The 17,866-nt window shown below is 68.6% G+C and carries 7 protein-coding genes; all 7 read right to left on the minus strand.

The annotated features are described in order from the left end of the window. Positions 1–138: 138 nt before the first annotated feature. Positions 139–768 carry a GNAT family N-acetyltransferase gene (locus CDN38_RS20560; RefSeq protein ID WP_075513500.1) on the minus strand — a complete coding sequence of 210 codons (630 nt, stop codon included), beginning with the start codon at positions 766–768 and terminating at the stop codon, positions 139–141. 73 nt (positions 769–841) lie between these two features. Next, positions 842–1,066, minus strand: a complete 225-nt coding sequence (locus CDN38_RS20565) for an MbtH family protein (protein WP_075513501.1) — start codon at positions 1,064–1,066, stop codon at positions 842–844. Next, positions 1,044–2,330: an NADPH-dependent L-lysine N(6)-monooxygenase MbtG gene (gene mbtG / locus CDN38_RS20570; protein WP_075513502.1), complete on the minus strand. Its 1,287-nt coding sequence runs from the start codon at positions 2,328–2,330 to the stop codon at positions 1,044–1,046. Before mbtG ends, CDN38_RS20565 begins: the two co-directional genes overlap by 23 nt. Then, a complete protein-coding gene (locus CDN38_RS20575; RefSeq protein ID WP_099319150.1) occupies positions 2,327–6,733 on the minus strand; it encodes a non-ribosomal peptide synthetase in 4,407 nt (1,468 codons plus the stop codon). Before CDN38_RS20575 ends, mbtG begins: the two co-directional genes overlap by 4 nt. Continuing rightward, complete coding sequence (locus CDN38_RS20580; RefSeq protein WP_099319151.1) at positions 6,730–13,230, minus strand: non-ribosomal peptide synthetase; 6,501 nt, start codon at positions 13,228–13,230, stop codon at positions 6,730–6,732. The genes CDN38_RS20575 and CDN38_RS20580 overlap by 4 nt, the downstream gene beginning before the upstream one ends. Next, positions 13,223–16,354, minus strand: coding sequence for a mycobactin polyketide synthase MbtD (gene mbtD, locus CDN38_RS20585; RefSeq protein ID WP_099319444.1), 3,132 nt, complete (start codon positions 16,352–16,354; stop codon positions 13,223–13,225). The genes CDN38_RS20580 and mbtD overlap by 8 nt, the downstream gene beginning before the upstream one ends. Continuing rightward, positions 16,354–17,685: a beta-ketoacyl [acyl carrier protein] synthase domain-containing protein gene (locus tag CDN38_RS20590; RefSeq protein ID WP_075513557.1), complete on the minus strand. Its 1,332-nt coding sequence runs from the start codon at positions 17,683–17,685 to the stop codon at positions 16,354–16,356. The genes mbtD and CDN38_RS20590 overlap by 1 nt, the downstream gene beginning before the upstream one ends. Positions 17,686–17,866 lie beyond the last annotated feature (181 nt).

A 17,866-nucleotide genomic window follows, 5' to 3' on the forward strand; every position in this document is an offset into this window, starting at 1 on the left:
GAACGTTGTTGCCCTACAGGCACACTCAAAGCCGTCACGGCACACTCGATACGCCGCCATGACGGCCCGGTGCGGGGTAGCTGGGATTCCCTGGGCTCGGGGGTCGGCGCTCGACGGCCGCACATCGGGAATCGGCGATCAGGACTCTCGAGCCCGGGGCACGTCCTCGGGCGTGCGGGGCAATGCATAGAGTGCCATCCGACGATTCGCCATGTCGTGTTCGCCGAGAAATACACAGCCGGCGCTCTCACAGAACCTGCGCGCCATCTTGTTTCGGTAGTCCGGGTCGAACATGACTCGCCGACAACGCGGTTCGGCGTTGAGCACACTGGCCACCAGGTGCGGCAACACGAATTGGGCGATTCCCTTGTTCGTGATCTCCGGGTCGGCCATGCCCGCGTGTATGCCCAGATCATATGGAGCCCACTCGTACCGGGTAGCGATGGAATCCTTGGCAGCCCAATAGAGTTCGACGTAGGCGTGGTCTTGTCCGTCAATGCTGCCGATCATCGGTCGCGAATAGCTGCCGTCGAGCTGGGCGCGCAGGTAGCGCTGCCACCGCGACACCGGCCACACGTATTCCCATGCTTCGGCCAGGTGGGGCCGGCGCATCCACTCGGCGATCATGTCCGCGTCGGCATCGGGATCGGCCAGCCGGAATGCATATGGTTCGGGCACTTCGGGTTTGGCGGGCGGCGGCGGGATGTTTCGGACCTCGTCGGGTAGGTCGGTCAATTCCCGCGGCAGGATCACGTCGGGTTCACTCATGTCATCTCGGGTTTCGGTTGATGTCCTAGGTGTCGCGATTCGGGAATCGAAGTCGCAGCGCGGGCTGGCCCGGCTAACGAGACTGCTGCGAATTCACTGCTTCGCGCAGGCTCTTCGGCCGCATGTCGGTCCAGTGTTCCTCGACGTATTGCAGGCAATCCGCCCGGCTGGCTTCGCCGTACACCTTGCGCCAGCCGGCCGGGATCTCGGCGAACGCGGGCCACAGGCTGTGCTGCTCATCGTCGTTGACCAGCACGCAAAAGGAGCCGGTCTCGTCATCGAAGGGATTGGTGCTCATCGTTTCTCCTAATCGAAGGGTCGTTTTCGGGCAGCTCGGCGCCCAGCACCCGGTCGGAAAGCAGGCCCAGGCAGCTGAGGTTGGGAAATCCGGGTCCCTGGTTGAGTCCGGCCAGGCCGGGTAAAAACAACTTCGGCGTGACGCTGTTGACGGCGAGGTCGTAGCCGATCGACTCCTGCAAGCGTTCGCTACTGAGCGGCCCGCCCAGCCCGAGTTCGAGCAGGTCGAGCGCATCCTGGCTCAGCAGCGTGGTAAACCACAACGCGTCAACTCCCGAGCCGTCGATGACCAGGTCGAAACCGTGCACGGTTTCGAAGTTTTCGGTGCCCCGGTCGGTGCTCAGGGTGAGCCGGATCTGCTGGCCGCGATCGACCGCGTGCGCAACCCGGCCGCGCAGGTGCCGGATCCGGTCGTCGGCCATCAGCGCATCCTGCACGCTCGACGAGAACACTCCGCGGTCGGTGCGTGCGATCGCGTCGCGTCGTTCCGGCAGAGTCAGGGCGGACCAGTCGGATGGGTCGGAGAACAGCGAGTTCTCGAAGAAGCCTTCGCCCCGGGTGAACAGCGTGACCTGCGGTGAGATGACGGTGATCGTCGAAATCGGGTGCCGGAACAGCTCATGGAGCATGGCCGCGGCCGTCTCGCCGCCGCCGATCATCGCGACTCGCTCGGCGCTGATCCGGTCGTGTTGGGCGGCGCGATGCCAGAACTGCGCGATGGAGAGCACCCGCGGATTGCCCGGCAGCAGAGTCCGTTCGGCTTGGCCGGGCCCGGTGATCATCAACCCGTCGGCGTGCACGGTGCGCTCGGCGGTGCGCAGCGCCCAGCGTCGGCCGTCGAGCGCGATTCGTTCGACTTCGCCGTAGACCACCGTCATGTCAATTCGCTCGGCGACCCAGCGCAGATACTGGCCCCATCGGCCGTGGGTCGGCGCCGGACGGCCGCGGTCGATCCATTGGGCGAATTGACCGGTGGCGATGAGATACGCCTGCCAGCTGTAGCGCGTCATCCGCTCGTCGAGCTCGGCGTTGCGGCGCGGCACCAGCGATGAGCGATACGGGAAGCCGACGTCCTTTTCCGGGCTGGTGCCCAGGCTTTGGGCGCCGTCGGTCCAGCCGCCGCCGGCCTGCCAGTTGGCGGCCACTGCGGTGCGTTCGATGGCGACGACGTCAGGTGTGTCGACACCCATGGCGCGTAACACCGACGCCTTGGCGGCGACGGCCACCGCCTTGGCCCCGGCGCCGACGACCGCTAGTGTAGTCATGTCACGGACTCCTTGAGAGATTCATTCCAAAGATCCTGCAGCGCAGCCAGATCCGACTCGCTGAGGATATCGGGCAGGGCGCGCCACTGCGTCAACAAGACTTGCTGGTCGCCGGAGCCCAGCAGGGTGGCCATGATGACCAGTTCGTGACGCACCGCCACGTTTGGTTCGGGCAGCGGTGGCAGTCCGCCCAGCAGCTCGCGGTCCAGGCGCACGCTGGCGCCGGCGTCACCGACGTCGGTGCGGCCCAGGTAGTTCAGCAGCAGCTGCGGCCCCGGAACACTGTTGAGCGCAGCCGCGGTGTCGGCGCGCAGGTAGCGCAGCAGACCGTAATCGATTCCGGCGCCGGGGACAGCCGCCAATTGCTCGGTCACACGATGCGGGTCGGTGGAATGCACTCGCAGCGGATAGATCGCGCTGAGCAGGCCCACGGTGTCGGTGGTGTCGATCGTGCCGTCGGGGTCGACCAAGGCGGCGGCGCGGCCGTGAGTTTCCAGCGCCAGCAGCGGCGCCGGCGTCGGCTGACCCCGGCGCTGCCGCCACCGGGTCACCGTCCGCGCTGCCGCCGCGACCAGCAGGTCGAACATCGGCACACCCGAGGCCAGCAGTCGACCGGTGATGTCGGTGTCGGTCACTGCGGCCCGGATCAGCAGGCCAGCGACCCGGTCACGGTGGGCATGGACCCGTCGGGCGCCCAGATCCGGGTCGTCACCCTCGAGCTGGGAAAGCCAAAACGACATGGTGTCAAGGGTTTCGGCGCGCCGCAGGAGCGCTTGCGCCCACCGCCGGTAGCTGGTGTGCTCGGGGACAGGCGCGGGTGAGTGGCCGCCGGCCAGCGCATGCAAGGCGGCGTCGAGTTCACCCAGCACCACCCGCCACGACGCCGGGTCCATCGCCAGCACATGCGCGGCCAGCAGCAGCACGCCCGGTCCGCTCGGCGGCCGCAGCCATCTGGCGGACAGCAGCGAACCACGTTCGGGGTCAAGGCGTTCCAGGGCCGCTTCGGCATGTACGGTGACCGCAGCCTGCAGATCACCGGACACCGCTGCCTCGTCGAAGAAGTCGCCGACCGGAGTGGGCACCAGGGTCATGCTGGTGCGGTCCAGGCGGGTGCGCAGCACTTCGTGGCTGTCGACAATAGCGGCCAGCGCGGCTCGCAGCTGCTCTGCGGTGATCCCTTCGGGCAGCCTGATGGCTTCGACCTGTCCCATCCGCCGCGGCTCGCCGAATTCATAGACCCAAAGCGCGTTGGGCAGCAACGGGATCGGTTCGCTGCTGTGCTCGGCGTCGCGGGCCGCGCCGGTGGCTTCGGCGTCGACCGCGGCGGCGAGTTCGCGAATATTGTTGCATTCCAGGGTGAGCCGGGCGCGTAGCGGGATGCCGCGGCGTCGCGCCGCCTGGACCACCGACAGCGCCACGATGCTGTCCAGTCCCAGTTCCAGGAAATCGGCGGTCACGTCGACCTCGGGAGTCTGCAACATCTCCGAAAGCAACTCGGCCAGAGCGGATTCCGTGGCCGTCTCGGGTGCCGAGCCAACGGCGCCGGCATCGGCGTCGGGCAGCGCGGCCTCGTCCAGCTTGCCGTTGGCGGTCAGCGGGATCTCATCGACGACGACGATGCGCTGCGGCACCATGTAGCGCGGCAGCCGCTCACCGAGCATGGCCCGCAGTTCGGCTTCGGTGGGCTCGGAGCCGTTCGCGGTCGCGGCGCAGGCCGTCAACCGAGCGCCGCGCTGGTGTTCGCGGACCACCACATGGGCGTGACGCACCCCCGGGTGCGCCTGCAGCGCCGCGGCGATCTCGCCGGGTTCCACCCGGTAGCCACGGATCTTCACCTGCTCGTCAGCGCGGCCCAGATAGTGCAGCGAGTCGTCGGGCTGGCGGCGCACCACGTCGCCGGTACGATACATCCGCTCCCCGGAACCGAACGGGTCGGCGATGAATCGATGTGACGTCTCACCGGGGCGTCCGAGATAGCCGCGCGCCAATTGCGCTCCTGCCACATACAATTCGCCGGCCACACCGTGGGGCACCGGGCGCAGCGCGGAGTCCAGCACATAGGCGCGGCTCTGCTGGGTCGGACGCCCGATCGACGGCGCGGGGTGCTCGGTGATGTCGGCGACCACTGCCTCGACGGTGGTTTCGGTGGGGCCGTAGCAGTTGTAGGCCGCCATCCCGTTGCGCGCGCATTCCTCGCGAATCAGGTTCCACGTCGGCGGGGCAACAGCTTCGCCACCCAGCGCGAGCACCGCCAGCGGAACGGTCGTGAGCAAGCCGAAGGCCCGCAGTTGGGCGAACATCGACGGGGTGGTGTCGATCATGTCGATGCGGTGCTCGGCGATCGCGTGGACCAGCGACTCGGCGTCGCGCTGGGTGCGTTCGTCGACGACGTGCACGGTGTGGCCGTCGAGCAAGGCGACCAGCGGTTGCCAGGCGGCGTCGAACGCGAACGACCAGGCGTGCGCGATACGCAGCCGACGCCGCAGTCGGGTGGCGGCCGGCCGCAGCACGGAGTCGATGTGGTCGTCGGCGTAGGCACCCAGCGCGGCGTGGGTTCCGATGACGCCCTTGGGTTCCCCGGTGGTCCCGGAGGTGAAGACGACGTAGGCGGCTTGCCGGGGGTCGACGTCGACGGGGCGGAAATCGTCGGCCTGGTCGGGCGCCTCGGAGGCTGTCACCAGGTCCTCGTCGACGACAACGGTGGCACCGGTCTGGCGCAGGATCGACTTCACCCGTTCCGGCGGCGTTCCCGGTTCCAGCGGCACGCACACCGCGCCGGATTTGAGCACCGCAAGCAGCGCGACGACATACTGCGGGCTACGGGAAAGCCGTACCGCCACCGGCGATTCCGGCTCGGCGCCGCGATCGATCAGTACCGCGGCCAGCCGGTTGGCCGCCGCGTCCAGCTCGCCGTAGGACATGGACCCGGAGGTCCAGCTCAGCGCCTCCTGGTCGGGACTGGCCTGCGCAACCGCGGCGAAGCGGGTGTGAAAGCAAGCTGTCGGGCGGGCCGGTGCTGTGCCGGCGGCGCGCAGCGGCCGGGTCTCTTCGTCGAACAGCACGCTGACCTCGCGCAGTGGGTCCTCCCATTTCGCCAGCAGCCGCTCGGCGGTGGCCAGCACGCGGCGGCCGAGCTTTTCACCGGTGGTAGCGCCGAGCGCGCCGTCGAGCACCTCGACGAACATGACCAGCTCGCCGTCGTCCAGGTGGGCGGCCAGCGCGACCGGGAAATGCGTCACGCTCTCCAGCCCCGCCGGCCGGAATGTCACACCGCGAGCCCTCAATTCACCGGATTCGGCCAGTCCGGCGGTAGGAAAATTTTCGTAGACCAGCAGCGTGTCGAACATCTCGCCGACGCCGCCGATCGCCCGCAGTTGCGCGTGGCTGAGGTAGCTGTGGTCCCGCAGCGTCGCTGCATTGCGTTGCAGCGCAACGCATTGCGAATCGACAGCGGCGTGCTGATCGAGTCGCACCCGCAGCGCCACGGTGTTGATGAACAACCCGATCATGGTTTCGACGCCGGACAGTTCGGCGGGCCGGCCCGACACCGTGACGCCGAACACCACGTCGTCGCGGTCGGTCAGCCGTGACAACACCAGCGCCCAGGCCATCTGCATCAAGGTGTTCACGGTGATTCCGCGGGAGCGGGCACCGTCGCGCAACCGCGCGGTGGTCTGACGGTCGGTGCGTAACTCGGTGCGCCGCGGCAATCCGGTCCGGGGCGCTTCGGAGGACATCGACGCCGCCAGCAGCGTCGGGCCGGGCAACCCGGCAAGGTGCTCGCGCCACACCCGCTCGCTGGCCGAGCGGTCACGCGCGGCCAGCCACCCGATGTAATCCCGGTACGGCCGCGGCTTGACCGGCAGCGCGTCCAGGTCACCGCCCGCCCCGTACAGCGCGATCATCTCCGCTGCGAACACCGGCAGCGACCACCCGTCGATCACGATGTGATGCGCGGTGATCACCAAATGCCAACGGGCATCCGGCAATTCGATTAGCAGGAAGCGGATCGCCGGTGTCTTTTCGAAGTCGAACGGCCGAGACCGTTCCGCGGCCGACAGTTTTTCGATATCCGCGGGCTCGGCGGCAACGTGACGCCAGGGCAACTCGACCCGCGACGGCACGATCTGCACGGGCCGGGGGATGTCGCGGCTGACGAAGCAGGCCCGCAGGTTCGGGTGGCGCATCAACATTTTCGCCGCGCAGTCCTTGAGCAGCTCGACGTCGAGCGGACCGGCGATATCGGCGGCGATCCCGACCAGGTACGGGTCGTCGACCGGAGAGCCGTCATGGGCATCGGCCAGCCCGGAAAGCACGGTCAGCGAATACAGCCCTTCCTGCAAAGGGCTCAGCGCCATCACATCGTCGATGCCTGATTGCGCACCGGTTTCGGTGGCGGTCATTGGTTACTCCACGATTGCGTCACCGCCGCCAGCTGTTCGGCGGACAACCCGGATGTGCTCATCGGCTCGTGGTGGGTATCGGCGTCGGCAGCACCGTCGCCGTCAACGGCGCCACCGGATGCCGCACGCGATTCCACTGCTGCAGCCAGCTGCTGCACGGTCGGGTTCTCGAACACGATCCGCGGACTGACCGGCAGACCGGCGGCCCGCGCCCGGGCCGCCAGCTGCACCGACAGGATGCTGTCGCCGCCGAGGGTGAAAAAGTCGTCGAAGCGCCCGATTTCGGTGATCGGCAGCAGGTCGACGAAGACCTCGGCCAGCGCCCGCTCGGTGTCGGTGGCCGGCGGCTCGCGGTGGCCGGTGGTGCTGACCGCCGGCCGCGGCAGGCCGGGCCGGTTCAGCTTGCCCGACTCGGTCTTGGGCATCTCGTCGAGCACGGTGATCGACGACGGCATCATGTAGCCCGGCAGCACCGCGGCGACTTCGGCCCGAACCGCCGATGCGAACGCGGATTTCGCTTCCTCGCCGGCGGCGCGGTGACGCGGCACCACATAGCCTGCCAAGGTGGTGCTGCCGTCGACGTCCCAGGTGCGTGCCGCCGCCACGGCCACTCCGTCCGCGGCCTTCAGGGCGGCTTCCACTTCGCCCAGTTCGACGCGGAACCCGCGCACCTTGACCTGATGGTCGGTGCGGCCAACGAATTCGAGTCGACCGTCGTGCGTCCAGCGAGCCCGGTCACCGCTGCGGTAGAACCGTGCACCGGGCTCGGCGGCGTACGGGTTGGCCACGAACCGCGCTGCCGTCAGGCCGGGCCGTTTCCAGTAACCGCGCACCAATTGACCACCGGCGTAATACAATTCGCCGACTACGCCGGGCGGCACCGGGTTCAGGCCATCGTCGAGCAGATACACCTGCGCGTCGGGCATCGGGGTGCCCAGCAGCGGCACCGGCGGGGTCATCGGTCCGCGGACCAGCGCGCCGGACGTTTCGGTGGCGCCGAAGTTGTTCAGCAGCTGCGGTCCCGAACCCGAACCGCATGAGCCGTAGTTGGCCAGCAGCCGCTCCTGCAGTGACGCGGTCAGCGGCTCGGCGCCGCACACCAGCCGGTACAACGACCGCAGCGCTTCGGGCCACGTGTCGACGATGGTCGAGACCAGGCTGGGCACCGCGGTGACCTGGGCCACCGAGTGCCGCTGGATCAGCGAGGCCAGCGCCTCGGGGTCGCGGTGCTCGGCGTCGTCGGCCAGGATCGTGGTGGCCCCGGCGGCCAGGCCGCCCAAGGTTTCCATGCAGCCCTCGAGGAAGGTCCACGACGCCTGCGCCAGCCGGATATCCCGGTCGGGCACCGGGTAATTCCATAGCTGCCAGTTCAGCCGGGTGGTCATCGCCCGGTGGGTGCCCAAAACCCCCTTGGGGGTGCCCGTCGACCCGGAGGTGAATACCAGATACATCGGGTCGTCGGGATGCGCGGCGGGCAACGGATCTGTCGACGGCTCGCGGTCCTGAGCTGCTTGCACCGCCGGGTCGTCGAGCGAAATGAACGTCACCTCAGGCGATTCCGGCATGGTGTCCAGAGCCTCGGACGTCACCACCACGACCTGCGGTGCGACGTCGTCGAGCATCAGCTGTTTGCGCGCCGCCGGATACCCGGGATCCAGGGGGAAGAAGCCGGCGCCGGCCTTCATGATGCCGACCAGCGCGACCACCATGTCGATGCCGCGCCGCGTCGACAGGCCCACCAGCGATCCGGGCCCCACGCCTCGCTCGACGAGTAGGTGCGCGAAGTTGTCCGAACGACCATGCAGCGTGGCGTAGTCGATCTGCTCGTCGCCGCAGCGCAGCGCGATGCGGTCGGTGCCCCATCGGCGGCTGGGCTCGAGCAGTTCGGCGATCGTGCGCGGACGCTCGGCCGGCGGCTCGGGGCCGCGGCTCCAGTGCGTGAGAATGCGTTGTCGTTCTTCGGCGTCGAGCAAGTGCACGTCGCGCAGCCGTTGATCGACGTCGCCGGCGAACGCGTCGATGACCTGCATCAGCCATCCGACTAGCCGCTCGATCGTGCTGCGGTGATACAACTCGGTGCGGTAGAGGATGTTGCCCTGATATGCGGCTTCTTCAGCATCGGCAGTGGCGAAGAAGTTGACGCTCAGGTCGGCGTGGGCGATGTCGAATGTCGGCTCCAGCGCGGTGAATACGGTGTCGCCGGCCGCACTGGTGTCGATCACCCGTTCGCCGGGCAGGTGATCGCGGACGTGTACGACGGTCTGGAACAGCGGGTTTCGCGACAGCGTCCGTACCGGGCTCACCGCGTCCACGACCCGGTCGAACGGCAGGTCCTGGTGGGCGTAGGCGGCCAGCGCCGTTTCGCGGGCCCGGGTCAGCACCTCGCGCAGCGACGGGTTGCCGTCCAAATCGTTGCGCAGCACCAGGATGTTGATGAAAAAGCCGATCAGTTGGTCGAGTTCGGGCTCGGTGCGCGCCGCGATCGGCGTGCCCAGCGGAATGTCCACGCCGCCACCGGCTTTGTGCAGCACCACGGCGACCGCCGACTGCAACAGCATGAATTCGGTGACGCCCAGCTCCCGGCACAGCCCGGCGAGCCTGGCGCGAGTCTGCGCGTCGATGCTGAATTCGACGGAGTCACCGGCCCCGCTGGGCATCGCCGGGCGGGGGAGGTCGGGCCGCAGCCCGGTGTCCTCGGGTATGCCTTCCAGCTGGCGCACCCAGTAGTCGCGTTGCGTCCGGGCGAGGCTGGAGTGTTCGTCTGGCTCCGACAACAACTCGCCCTGCCAGGCCGCGTAATCGGCGTATTGCAGCGGCAGCGGTGCCCAGGACGGCTGTTGCCGGGCGTGGCGAGCGCGGTAGGCGGTGAGCAGGTCGGCGAAGAGCACTCCGCCCGACCAGTGGTCGATCGCGATGTGGTGCACCACCAACGACACCACGTGCTCGTCACCGGTGTGCAGCACTGCGGCGCGGATCGGCCATTCGCGGTCCAGCTGGAAACTGTAGTGGCGCTCGCTGTCCAGCTGCTGCCGCAACCACTGTTCACCCTCCCCGGAGGCCTGCCGCACCGGCAGTTCAGCGGCCGGTTGCACCACTTGATATGGCACACCATCGATTTCGGTGTAGGTGGTGCGCAGGATCTCGTGGCGCCGGACCACGTCGCCGACGGCGGCGACCAGCGCGTCGACATCGCAGGGCCCGCTCAACCGGGCGGCGAAGGGGATGTTGTTGACCTTGCTGGGTCCCTCGATCTGGTAGGCGAACCAGGTTCGCAGCTGGGCGGCCGACAGCGGCAGCGGACCCCCGTGTGAGGTCTTGACCAGCTTGGGCCGTTTGAAAGTGACCGCACCCGACTGCAACTGGTCGACCCGTTCGGCCAGCCGCGCCACCGTCACCAGCTCGAAGACGTCGCGGATGCCGAGTTCGACACCGCATTCGGAGCGGATCGCGGCGACCAGCTTGGTGGCCACCAGCGAGTGCCCGCCGAGGTCGAAGAACGAGTCGTCCACGCCGACCCGGTCATGGCCCAGCAACTGGGTGAACAAGCCGGCGACCGTGCGCTCGGATGCCGTGGTGGGTTCGCGATATTCGGCGGCCGACGCGATCTCGGGATGCGGCAGCGCGTCCCGGTCGATCTTGCCGTGCGTCGTGATCGGGATTTCGTCGAGGACGACATAGGCTGCGGGGGTCATGTAGTCCGGCAGCGCGGCGGCCACCCGGGCCCGGATGCGGTCCACGTCGACGGTTTCGGTGTTGCCGTCGGACGGGGTGACGTAGCCGACCAGGCTCTTGCCGAGCCCCGGCAGATCGGTGGCGATCACGACCGCCTGCCCGACGCTGGGGTCGACCGAGATGGCCGCGGCGATCTCGCCGAGTTCGATGCGGAAGCCGCGGATCTTCACCTGTTCGTCGGCCCGGCCCACGAATTCGATGTCGCCGTCGGCGTTGCGGCGCGCCAAGTCCCCGGACCGGTACAGCCGGCCGCCGGGGGTGAACGGGTCGGCGACGAAGCGTTCGGCGGTCAGTGCCGGCCGGCGGTGGTAACCGTGCGCCATATGCGTTCCGCCGATGTAGATTTCGCCGATCACCCCGACCGGGACGGGCTGCAGCGCATCGTCGAGCAGATACACCTGGGTGTTGATCTTGGGCCGGCCGATCGGGACGATCCGGGTGCCCTGGGTGCCTTCGACCTGGTAGCTGGTGGCGTTGATGACGGTCTCGGTCGGCCCGTAGAAGTTGTACAACAGCGCGTCGAAGGTGGCGTGGAACTTGTCGGCGACCTCACCCGGCAGCGGCTCGCCGCCGATCGGCACCCGGCGCAGGGTGCGCCACTGGTTGACGCCGGGCAGCGACAGGAACAGGCCGAGCAGCGACGGCACGAAATGCATCGAGGTGATGCCCTCGCGGTAGAGCAGGTCGGTCAGATAACCGATGTCGCGCAAACCGTCCGGCCGCGGAATCACCAGCCGCCCGCCACAGATCAGCAGCCCGAAGATCTCGGCGATGGACACGTCGAACCCCGGCGAGGCCACCTGCAGCAGCCGGTCGGTCTCGTCGACCTGGTACTCGTCGCCGAACCAGACGAAGTATTCGGTGACCGGGGCATGCGGCACCGGCACCCCCTTGGGCAGCCCGGTGGATCCGGAGGTGTAGATCAGGTAGGCGGTGTTGTCCGGCCGCAGCGGCCGGACCAGTTCGTCGGGGGCCGGGTCGGCGGGCGAATACCCGGCCAGGTCGGTAACCGGTTCGCGCAGCACGAGTTTGGCCTCGGCGTCGCCGAGGATGTAGGACAGCCGGTCCTCCGGATAGGTCGGGTCGACCGGCAGGTAGACGGCTCCGGCTTTGAGGACGCCCAACGCGGTGATGACCAGCTCGGGAGATTTGTCCAGCAGCACGGCGACCCGGTCCTCGGTGCCGATACCCTGGTCGATCAGCCAGTGCGCCAATCGGTTTGCTTCTTCGTTGAGCTCGCGGTAGCTGTAATGACGGCCCTCGTAGACGACGGCGACGGCATCGGGCGACGTCGCTGCGCGTCGGGTCACCAACGCCGGCATGGTGGTCGGTGGTGTCGAGAACTCCTGGCCGGTGGCGACGTTCCGCAGCCACTCGGCCTCGCCGGCACCGAACAGCTGCAATCGATTCAGCTCGGTGTCGGGGTCGGCCAGGGCGCTGTCCAATAGGATGGCGTAATGCTCGAGCAGCTGAGCGGCCAGCGACGGATCGAGCACCTCGACGAGATACTCGGCCTCCACCAGCGCCCCGGTTCCGGACAGTTCCAGGGTGAAGCTCAGGGGCAACTGGCTGAATTGACCGCACAGATGGCCACGCTCACACTGCACGCCGGGCGGGCAGAAGCCGCCGCCATCGGATTCGCGGAGACCGAAGCTCACCCGGGTCATCCGGTCGGCGCCGTGGCGGCGGTCGGGGTTGGACTCCCGCACCAGCCAGTCGAGGTTGACGTGCTGGTGGGCGAAAGCCCCGGTAGTGATGTCGCGGGTGTGCGCCAGTAGGTCGCGGAATGTTTGCCGGGGTTGCGGTTGGGCGCGCACCACGACGGTGTTGCCGTAATAGCCGATAGCATTCTCGGCTCCGGCGTTGCGGTCCGTCACCGGTGCTGCGATCAGGAAATCCGTGGCATGGGTGTAGCGGTGGATCAGCGCGGCGAATGCGGCGAGCATCACCAGGTATGGGCTGGCGCCGCACTCGCCGGCCAGCGCCGTGACCCGGTCGAGAGTGTCTGCGGACAGGTGCGTCGACACCCGTTGCGCTCGCCAGGTGCTGGGCACCGCCGATCCGTTGGCGCCCGGAAGTTCCAGCGGCTCGGGCAGATCCGACATCAACGATCGCCAATAGGCGAGATCTTCGTCGAGGGTGCCGGCGGCAGCGGCCGATACCGGCGGCGTCGCGCCGTCGAGGCCGTCGGGGTCGGCATAGGCACGGGTCAGGTCCGTGAAGAACGGGCCCCACGATCCGTCGTCCCAGGCGATGTGATGGGCGGTGATCAACAGCATCAGCTCATCGGCGCCCAGCCGCACCGCGGTGACCCGCAGCGGGGAGTCGGCGGTCAGATCGAAAGGACGGCGAAACTCCCGTTGCGCCAGCACTTCCAGCCGCAACCGCCGGGCTTGCTCGGCCAGCCCGGAAAGGTCGTGTTGGGCCCAGCCGGGCTGTAGGTCAGTGTGCACCACCGGGCGCGGATCTCCGTCGTCGTCGGCGTGATACGTGGTGCGCAGCACCGGGTGCCGAACCGCCACGGCGTCCAGCGCCCGGTGCAACCGCCCGACGTCGACGGTTCCCGTCAGCCGGTAGGACGCGCAGACGTTGAGCAGTGAGCTGCTCGGATCGATCGACTGCACGAACCACAGCCGGCGCTGACCATCGGACAACGGGGGGCCGGGGTCCTGTTGTGAGTCCTGGGTAGGCGACGCGGACCAGGCCAAGTCAGGCTCGGCCAACCCACGGCGCAACGACGTCAAGTCTTGGTGGGTGTCAGTCACGCGAGGATCTCAACCTTTCTCGTGTTTCGGGATTTGCGGTAGACCCGGGCTCCGCCGTGGGTTCCGGGCTTGCGGCTGGGCCGTCCGCGCCGGGGGCCGACTTCAGAATCGCGATCAGCTCGGCGCCGGTGATACCGCCGAGCAGTCGGGACGCGGGCACCGATTGGCCGGTCCATCGGCGCAACCGGTCACGCAGGTCCAGCGCCAGCATCGAGTCCGCGCCGAGGTCGACCAGCGCCACGTTCAGGTCGACCGCCGCCGGACCATCGAGACTGAATGCCGCAGCGATCTCGGCGCGTACCAGCTCACTGATCGGTCGCTGGTCCGGACTCTGGGTGTCGGCCGCCGAATCGTCGTCGCGTTCGCTGGTTGCCGTCGCGAACGGCATTGCGGCGCCCTGGCTTTCGAAGAACACCCGAAGGCGGTCGAAGTCGGCGGCCAGAATCAGCGGGTCGCCGTGACGGCACCCGAGACTGGTCGTGACCGCCGCGTCGGGGTCCATGGCGATCAAGCCGGACCGCTCGATGCGGGCGACGTCGTCGGCGCCGGCGATGGTGGTGCCCTGCCATAAGCCCCAGCGCACCGACATGCAGTTCAGTCCGTTGCCGCGCAACTGGGCGGCCATGGTGTCGAGCATCCGGTTGGATGCCGCATAGCCGGCGTGCCCGTAGCCGCCCCACACTCCGGATACCGAGGAACACAGCAGGATCCGCGCATCCGGCCGCAGCGGCCATGCGTCGGTCATTCGGACCAGTCCGGTTACCTTGGCGGAGAACATATCTGCCCACTCCTGGTCGCCGAGTTGGTCGTGGGGGGCGAAGCGGGCCGCGCCGGCGGCGTGGATCAACAGCGACGCGCCGTCGCCGGCGTACTCGCCGGCAACCGCCGCCAGCGCGTCGGCGTCGGTGATGTCGCAAGCCGGGGCGTGCACCTGCGCGGGGTATCCCGCAGTCAACCGGTCCAGCTCGTCCCGGTCGACACCGTTGCGGCTCAACAGCGTGACGCGCCGGGCGCCGCGTTCAACGCAGTGCCGGGCGTACCGCAGGCCGATGGTGCCGTTGCCGCCGGTGATCACCACATTGTCCAGCGCCGCGGTGGCGACGCCCTCGGGCGCGGATTCGGCGGACTCGCGCAGCGTCCGCGTGAAGCAATCGAGCCCGGTGCCGGAATCGTGGGCGCGCACCGCGACTTCGGTGTGATCGTCCAGCAGCACATCGACGCACCGGCGAGCGGTCGCCTCGTCGATATCCCGGCTCGGCACGTCGAGGTGGGCGAATGTCTGATCGGGGAACTCGAAACCGACGCTGCGGTGCATCGCGGCCAGCGCGGCCTGCGCCGGCAACGCCGCCGGTGCGCCGGCGTCCACCTGCTCACCGCAGCTGGTGACCAGCCACACCCGTCGACAGCGCGCCCCGACCGCGTGGTGATAGTCGAGTTGACGTGCGCCGCTGCGGAGTTGGCCGGCTGCGGCGATCGCGTCCGGCTGCATCAGAGCCGGTGCGATGATCACAGCGATCTCCGCCTCAGCGGGTCCCGTCAGGTCGCACCCTGGATGCGCCGCGACCGCCTCGGTCAGCCGCCGCGCCACCGGATCGTCGGCGGAGTCGGGCGTCACGATCGCGACGGCGGTGGTCGGCCGATCAGCCGCGTGGTGTTGACTCTGGTCGCTCGGCGGCAATTGCTCCCACCGCTCGTGGGCGACCATCAGAGCCGACCCGGGTGCCGGCGGCAACGGCTCGGGGGTGGCCCACAGATGTATGGCCCGCATCGGCGCGGTCGGGAAACCCCGCAGCAGCGGCTGGTCGCTGACACCGGCGACGTCGCGCCAGCGGTAACCCGGATTGGCCACCGCGGCAGCGGCAATGTTGGCGGACAAGTGCTCCACGACGGGTTCGTCACGGCGGCCCGAACCCACGATCAGGGCGTCTTCGGCCAGTTCGGCGAGTGCGTAGCGCAGCGACGGATGCGCCGACATTTCCACGAACGTGCCCGCGCCGCGTTTGCCGGCCGTTGCCGCGGCCTGATCGAATCTGACTGTGTTGCGCAGGTTTTGGTACCAGTAGTCGGTGAAGTCGGTGTCGGGCGTGACCACGTCGCCGCGTGCCGAGCTGACGAACTCCACCGGTGCGTCCAAGAACTTCGATGCGGGCAGCAGTTCGCTCAACGTGTCGCGCAGCGATTCCAGCTTGCTGGTGTGCCCCGGATAGTCAACGGTCAGCTCGCGGGCGAAAATGCCATTCTGCTCGGCCCGTCGCACGATGGCGGCCACCGCGTCGCGGTCCCCGGAAACGACACTCGACGACGGCGAGTTGACTGCCGAAACTTCCAGCCAGCCTGGCGTTTCGGCGATCAATCGCTCAGCCTGATCGGCGCCCATGCTGAGGACCGCCATGCCGTAGCGGCCCGACAGCCGGCCGACCACGGTGGCCCGGGCGGCTACGACGGCGACCGCGTCCGCCAGCGTGATGGTGCCGGCCACATAGGCGGCCGCCGCCTCTCCCAGACTGTGCCCAATGGTGAGGTCGGGCAGCACTCCGCAGGATCGCCACAGCTGCGCCAAACTGGCGGCGTGGGTGAATTGTGCTCCCTGGATGTCGATCTGCGACCAGCCGTGGTCCGTGTCGGCTGACGAGCCGGCTGAGCCGGCTGGCACCTCGGCTGGCACGTGGCCCAATAGATAGGGCAGCGGCGACGGCAACCCCGCGGCGACGAACGCTTGCGCGCATCGGTCCGCCTCCGCCCGGTACGCCGGAAGACGCTGGTACGCCTCGGCTCCCATCGAGAGCCACTGATTGCCCTGGCCCGGGAACGCGAACGCGGTTCGCGTTGTGGCGTTCTCCGAAGACCGAGCGACCAGCGGATGCTGTTCACCAGCGGCCAGTGCGCGCAGCCCGGCCTCGAGTTCGGCGCGGTCGGCGGCCCGCACGACCGCGCGGTGGCGGCGCACCCGCCGGGTGCGCAGCAGCGTGGCCGCCACCGCCGGGGTCACGTCGTCGGTTCCGGGTTGCGCCCCGAGGTGCCCGAGGTAGTCGAGGATGGCCGCCGCGTCCTGACCGATCAGCTCTTCTTCATGTGCGCTGAGCAGTACCGGCACGCGGTTATCGGGAAGTCGGTGCGTCGCCATCATGCGGCCTCTGCCGTCGAGGCCATCGAGACGATGAGATGGGCATTGGTGCCGCTGATGCCGAAGGCGGAGACGGCACCGATCCGTTGCCCGTCCGCGGCCGGCCACGGGGTCAGTTCCTGCGCTAGTCGCAAACCCTGTCTGGCCCAATCGATTTCCCGACTCGCCTCGGCGGCGTGCAGGGTGGGTGGAACAGCGCCATGCTCGGCGGCGACCAGAACCTTGGCCAGCCCGAGCGCGCCGCCGGCGGCCTGCGCATGGCCGAAGTTGGACTTCACCGACCCCAGCAGGGCGCCGCGGCCCGGTTCGGTGTTGCCGTAGGTTTCGGCCAGCGCCTGCAATTCGGTGCGATCACCGAGCCGGGTGCTGGTGCCGTGTCCCTCGATCATGCCGATCTGCTCAGGCCCGAGCCCTGCTTGGGCCATGGCCCGCAGAAACAGGCGGCGCTGCGCCGCACTCGACGGGGCCGCGAGCCCCGCGCTGCGACCGTCCTGATTGAGCGCGCTGGCGCGGACCTCTGCGACGATTCGCCTGCCGTTGCGCAGCGCAGCCGACTTCCGTTGCAGGACAAACATTGCCGCACCCTCGGCCCAGACGGTGCCACTGGCCTGGGCGCTGTAGGGGCGGCAGTGGCCATCGTCGGACAGGGCGTGCTGCTTGGAGAACTCGACGAAGAAGCCGGGAGAGCCCATCACGGTGACCCCGCCGGCCAGGGCCATGTCGCAGTCGCCGGCCCGCAATCCCTGGATCGCAACGTGAAGTGCAGCCAGCGCAGACGAGCAGGAGGAGTCGATCGTCAACGCCGGGCCGGCCAGCCCCAACAGGTAGGAGATCCGGCCGGAGATCACGCCGGATGCGGTCCCGGTGAGCAGGCGTCCGCTGTGGCCGGAGAACTCCGCCATGTCGGGTCCGTAACCAGTGAGGTAGGCGCCGACATAGCAGCCGACGTCGTGTCCGGCCAGGTCGTCGGGGTTGATGCCGCTGCCTTCCAGGGCGCGCCAGGCGACTCGCAGGGCAACCCGCTGCTGCGGGTCCATCGAGATGGCCTCGCGCAGCGAAATGCCGAAGAACGCCGGGTCGAAGGTCGCCGCCCCGGTCAGAAAACCGCCGCAATTGTGGATCCGCTTGAAGCCCTCACGGCAGGATCCGGTTAGCAGGTCGCGAATCGGCCAGCCCCGGTCGGTGGGCAGCGGGCACAACCCCTCCCGTCGTTGCGACAGGAACTCCCAGTAGCCCTCCGCGGTGTCGACACCGCCGGGTGCTTCGATCGCCATGCCGACGATGACGATCGGATCCGGGTCGACGACGATGCTCGGCTGGTGGTCAGACATCTCAGGCATCTCAGACATTCCCGGGTGCCCCGTCTCCGCGCGCGGCGAACGATCGGCGCACGGCGGGTCTGGCGCGGCCGCACCCAACTGGGCCCCCTCCGGCCGAGCCATCGGTTCGTCCATACCCATCCCATGCTGGTCCCGGCCAAACCTCGGGGAACCCAGGTGCAATGCCGCCATA

It is taken from the genome of Mycobacterium ostraviense (genome assembly GCF_002705925.1).
GTDB lineage: Bacteria > Actinomycetota > Actinomycetes > Mycobacteriales > Mycobacteriaceae > Mycobacterium > Mycobacterium ostraviense.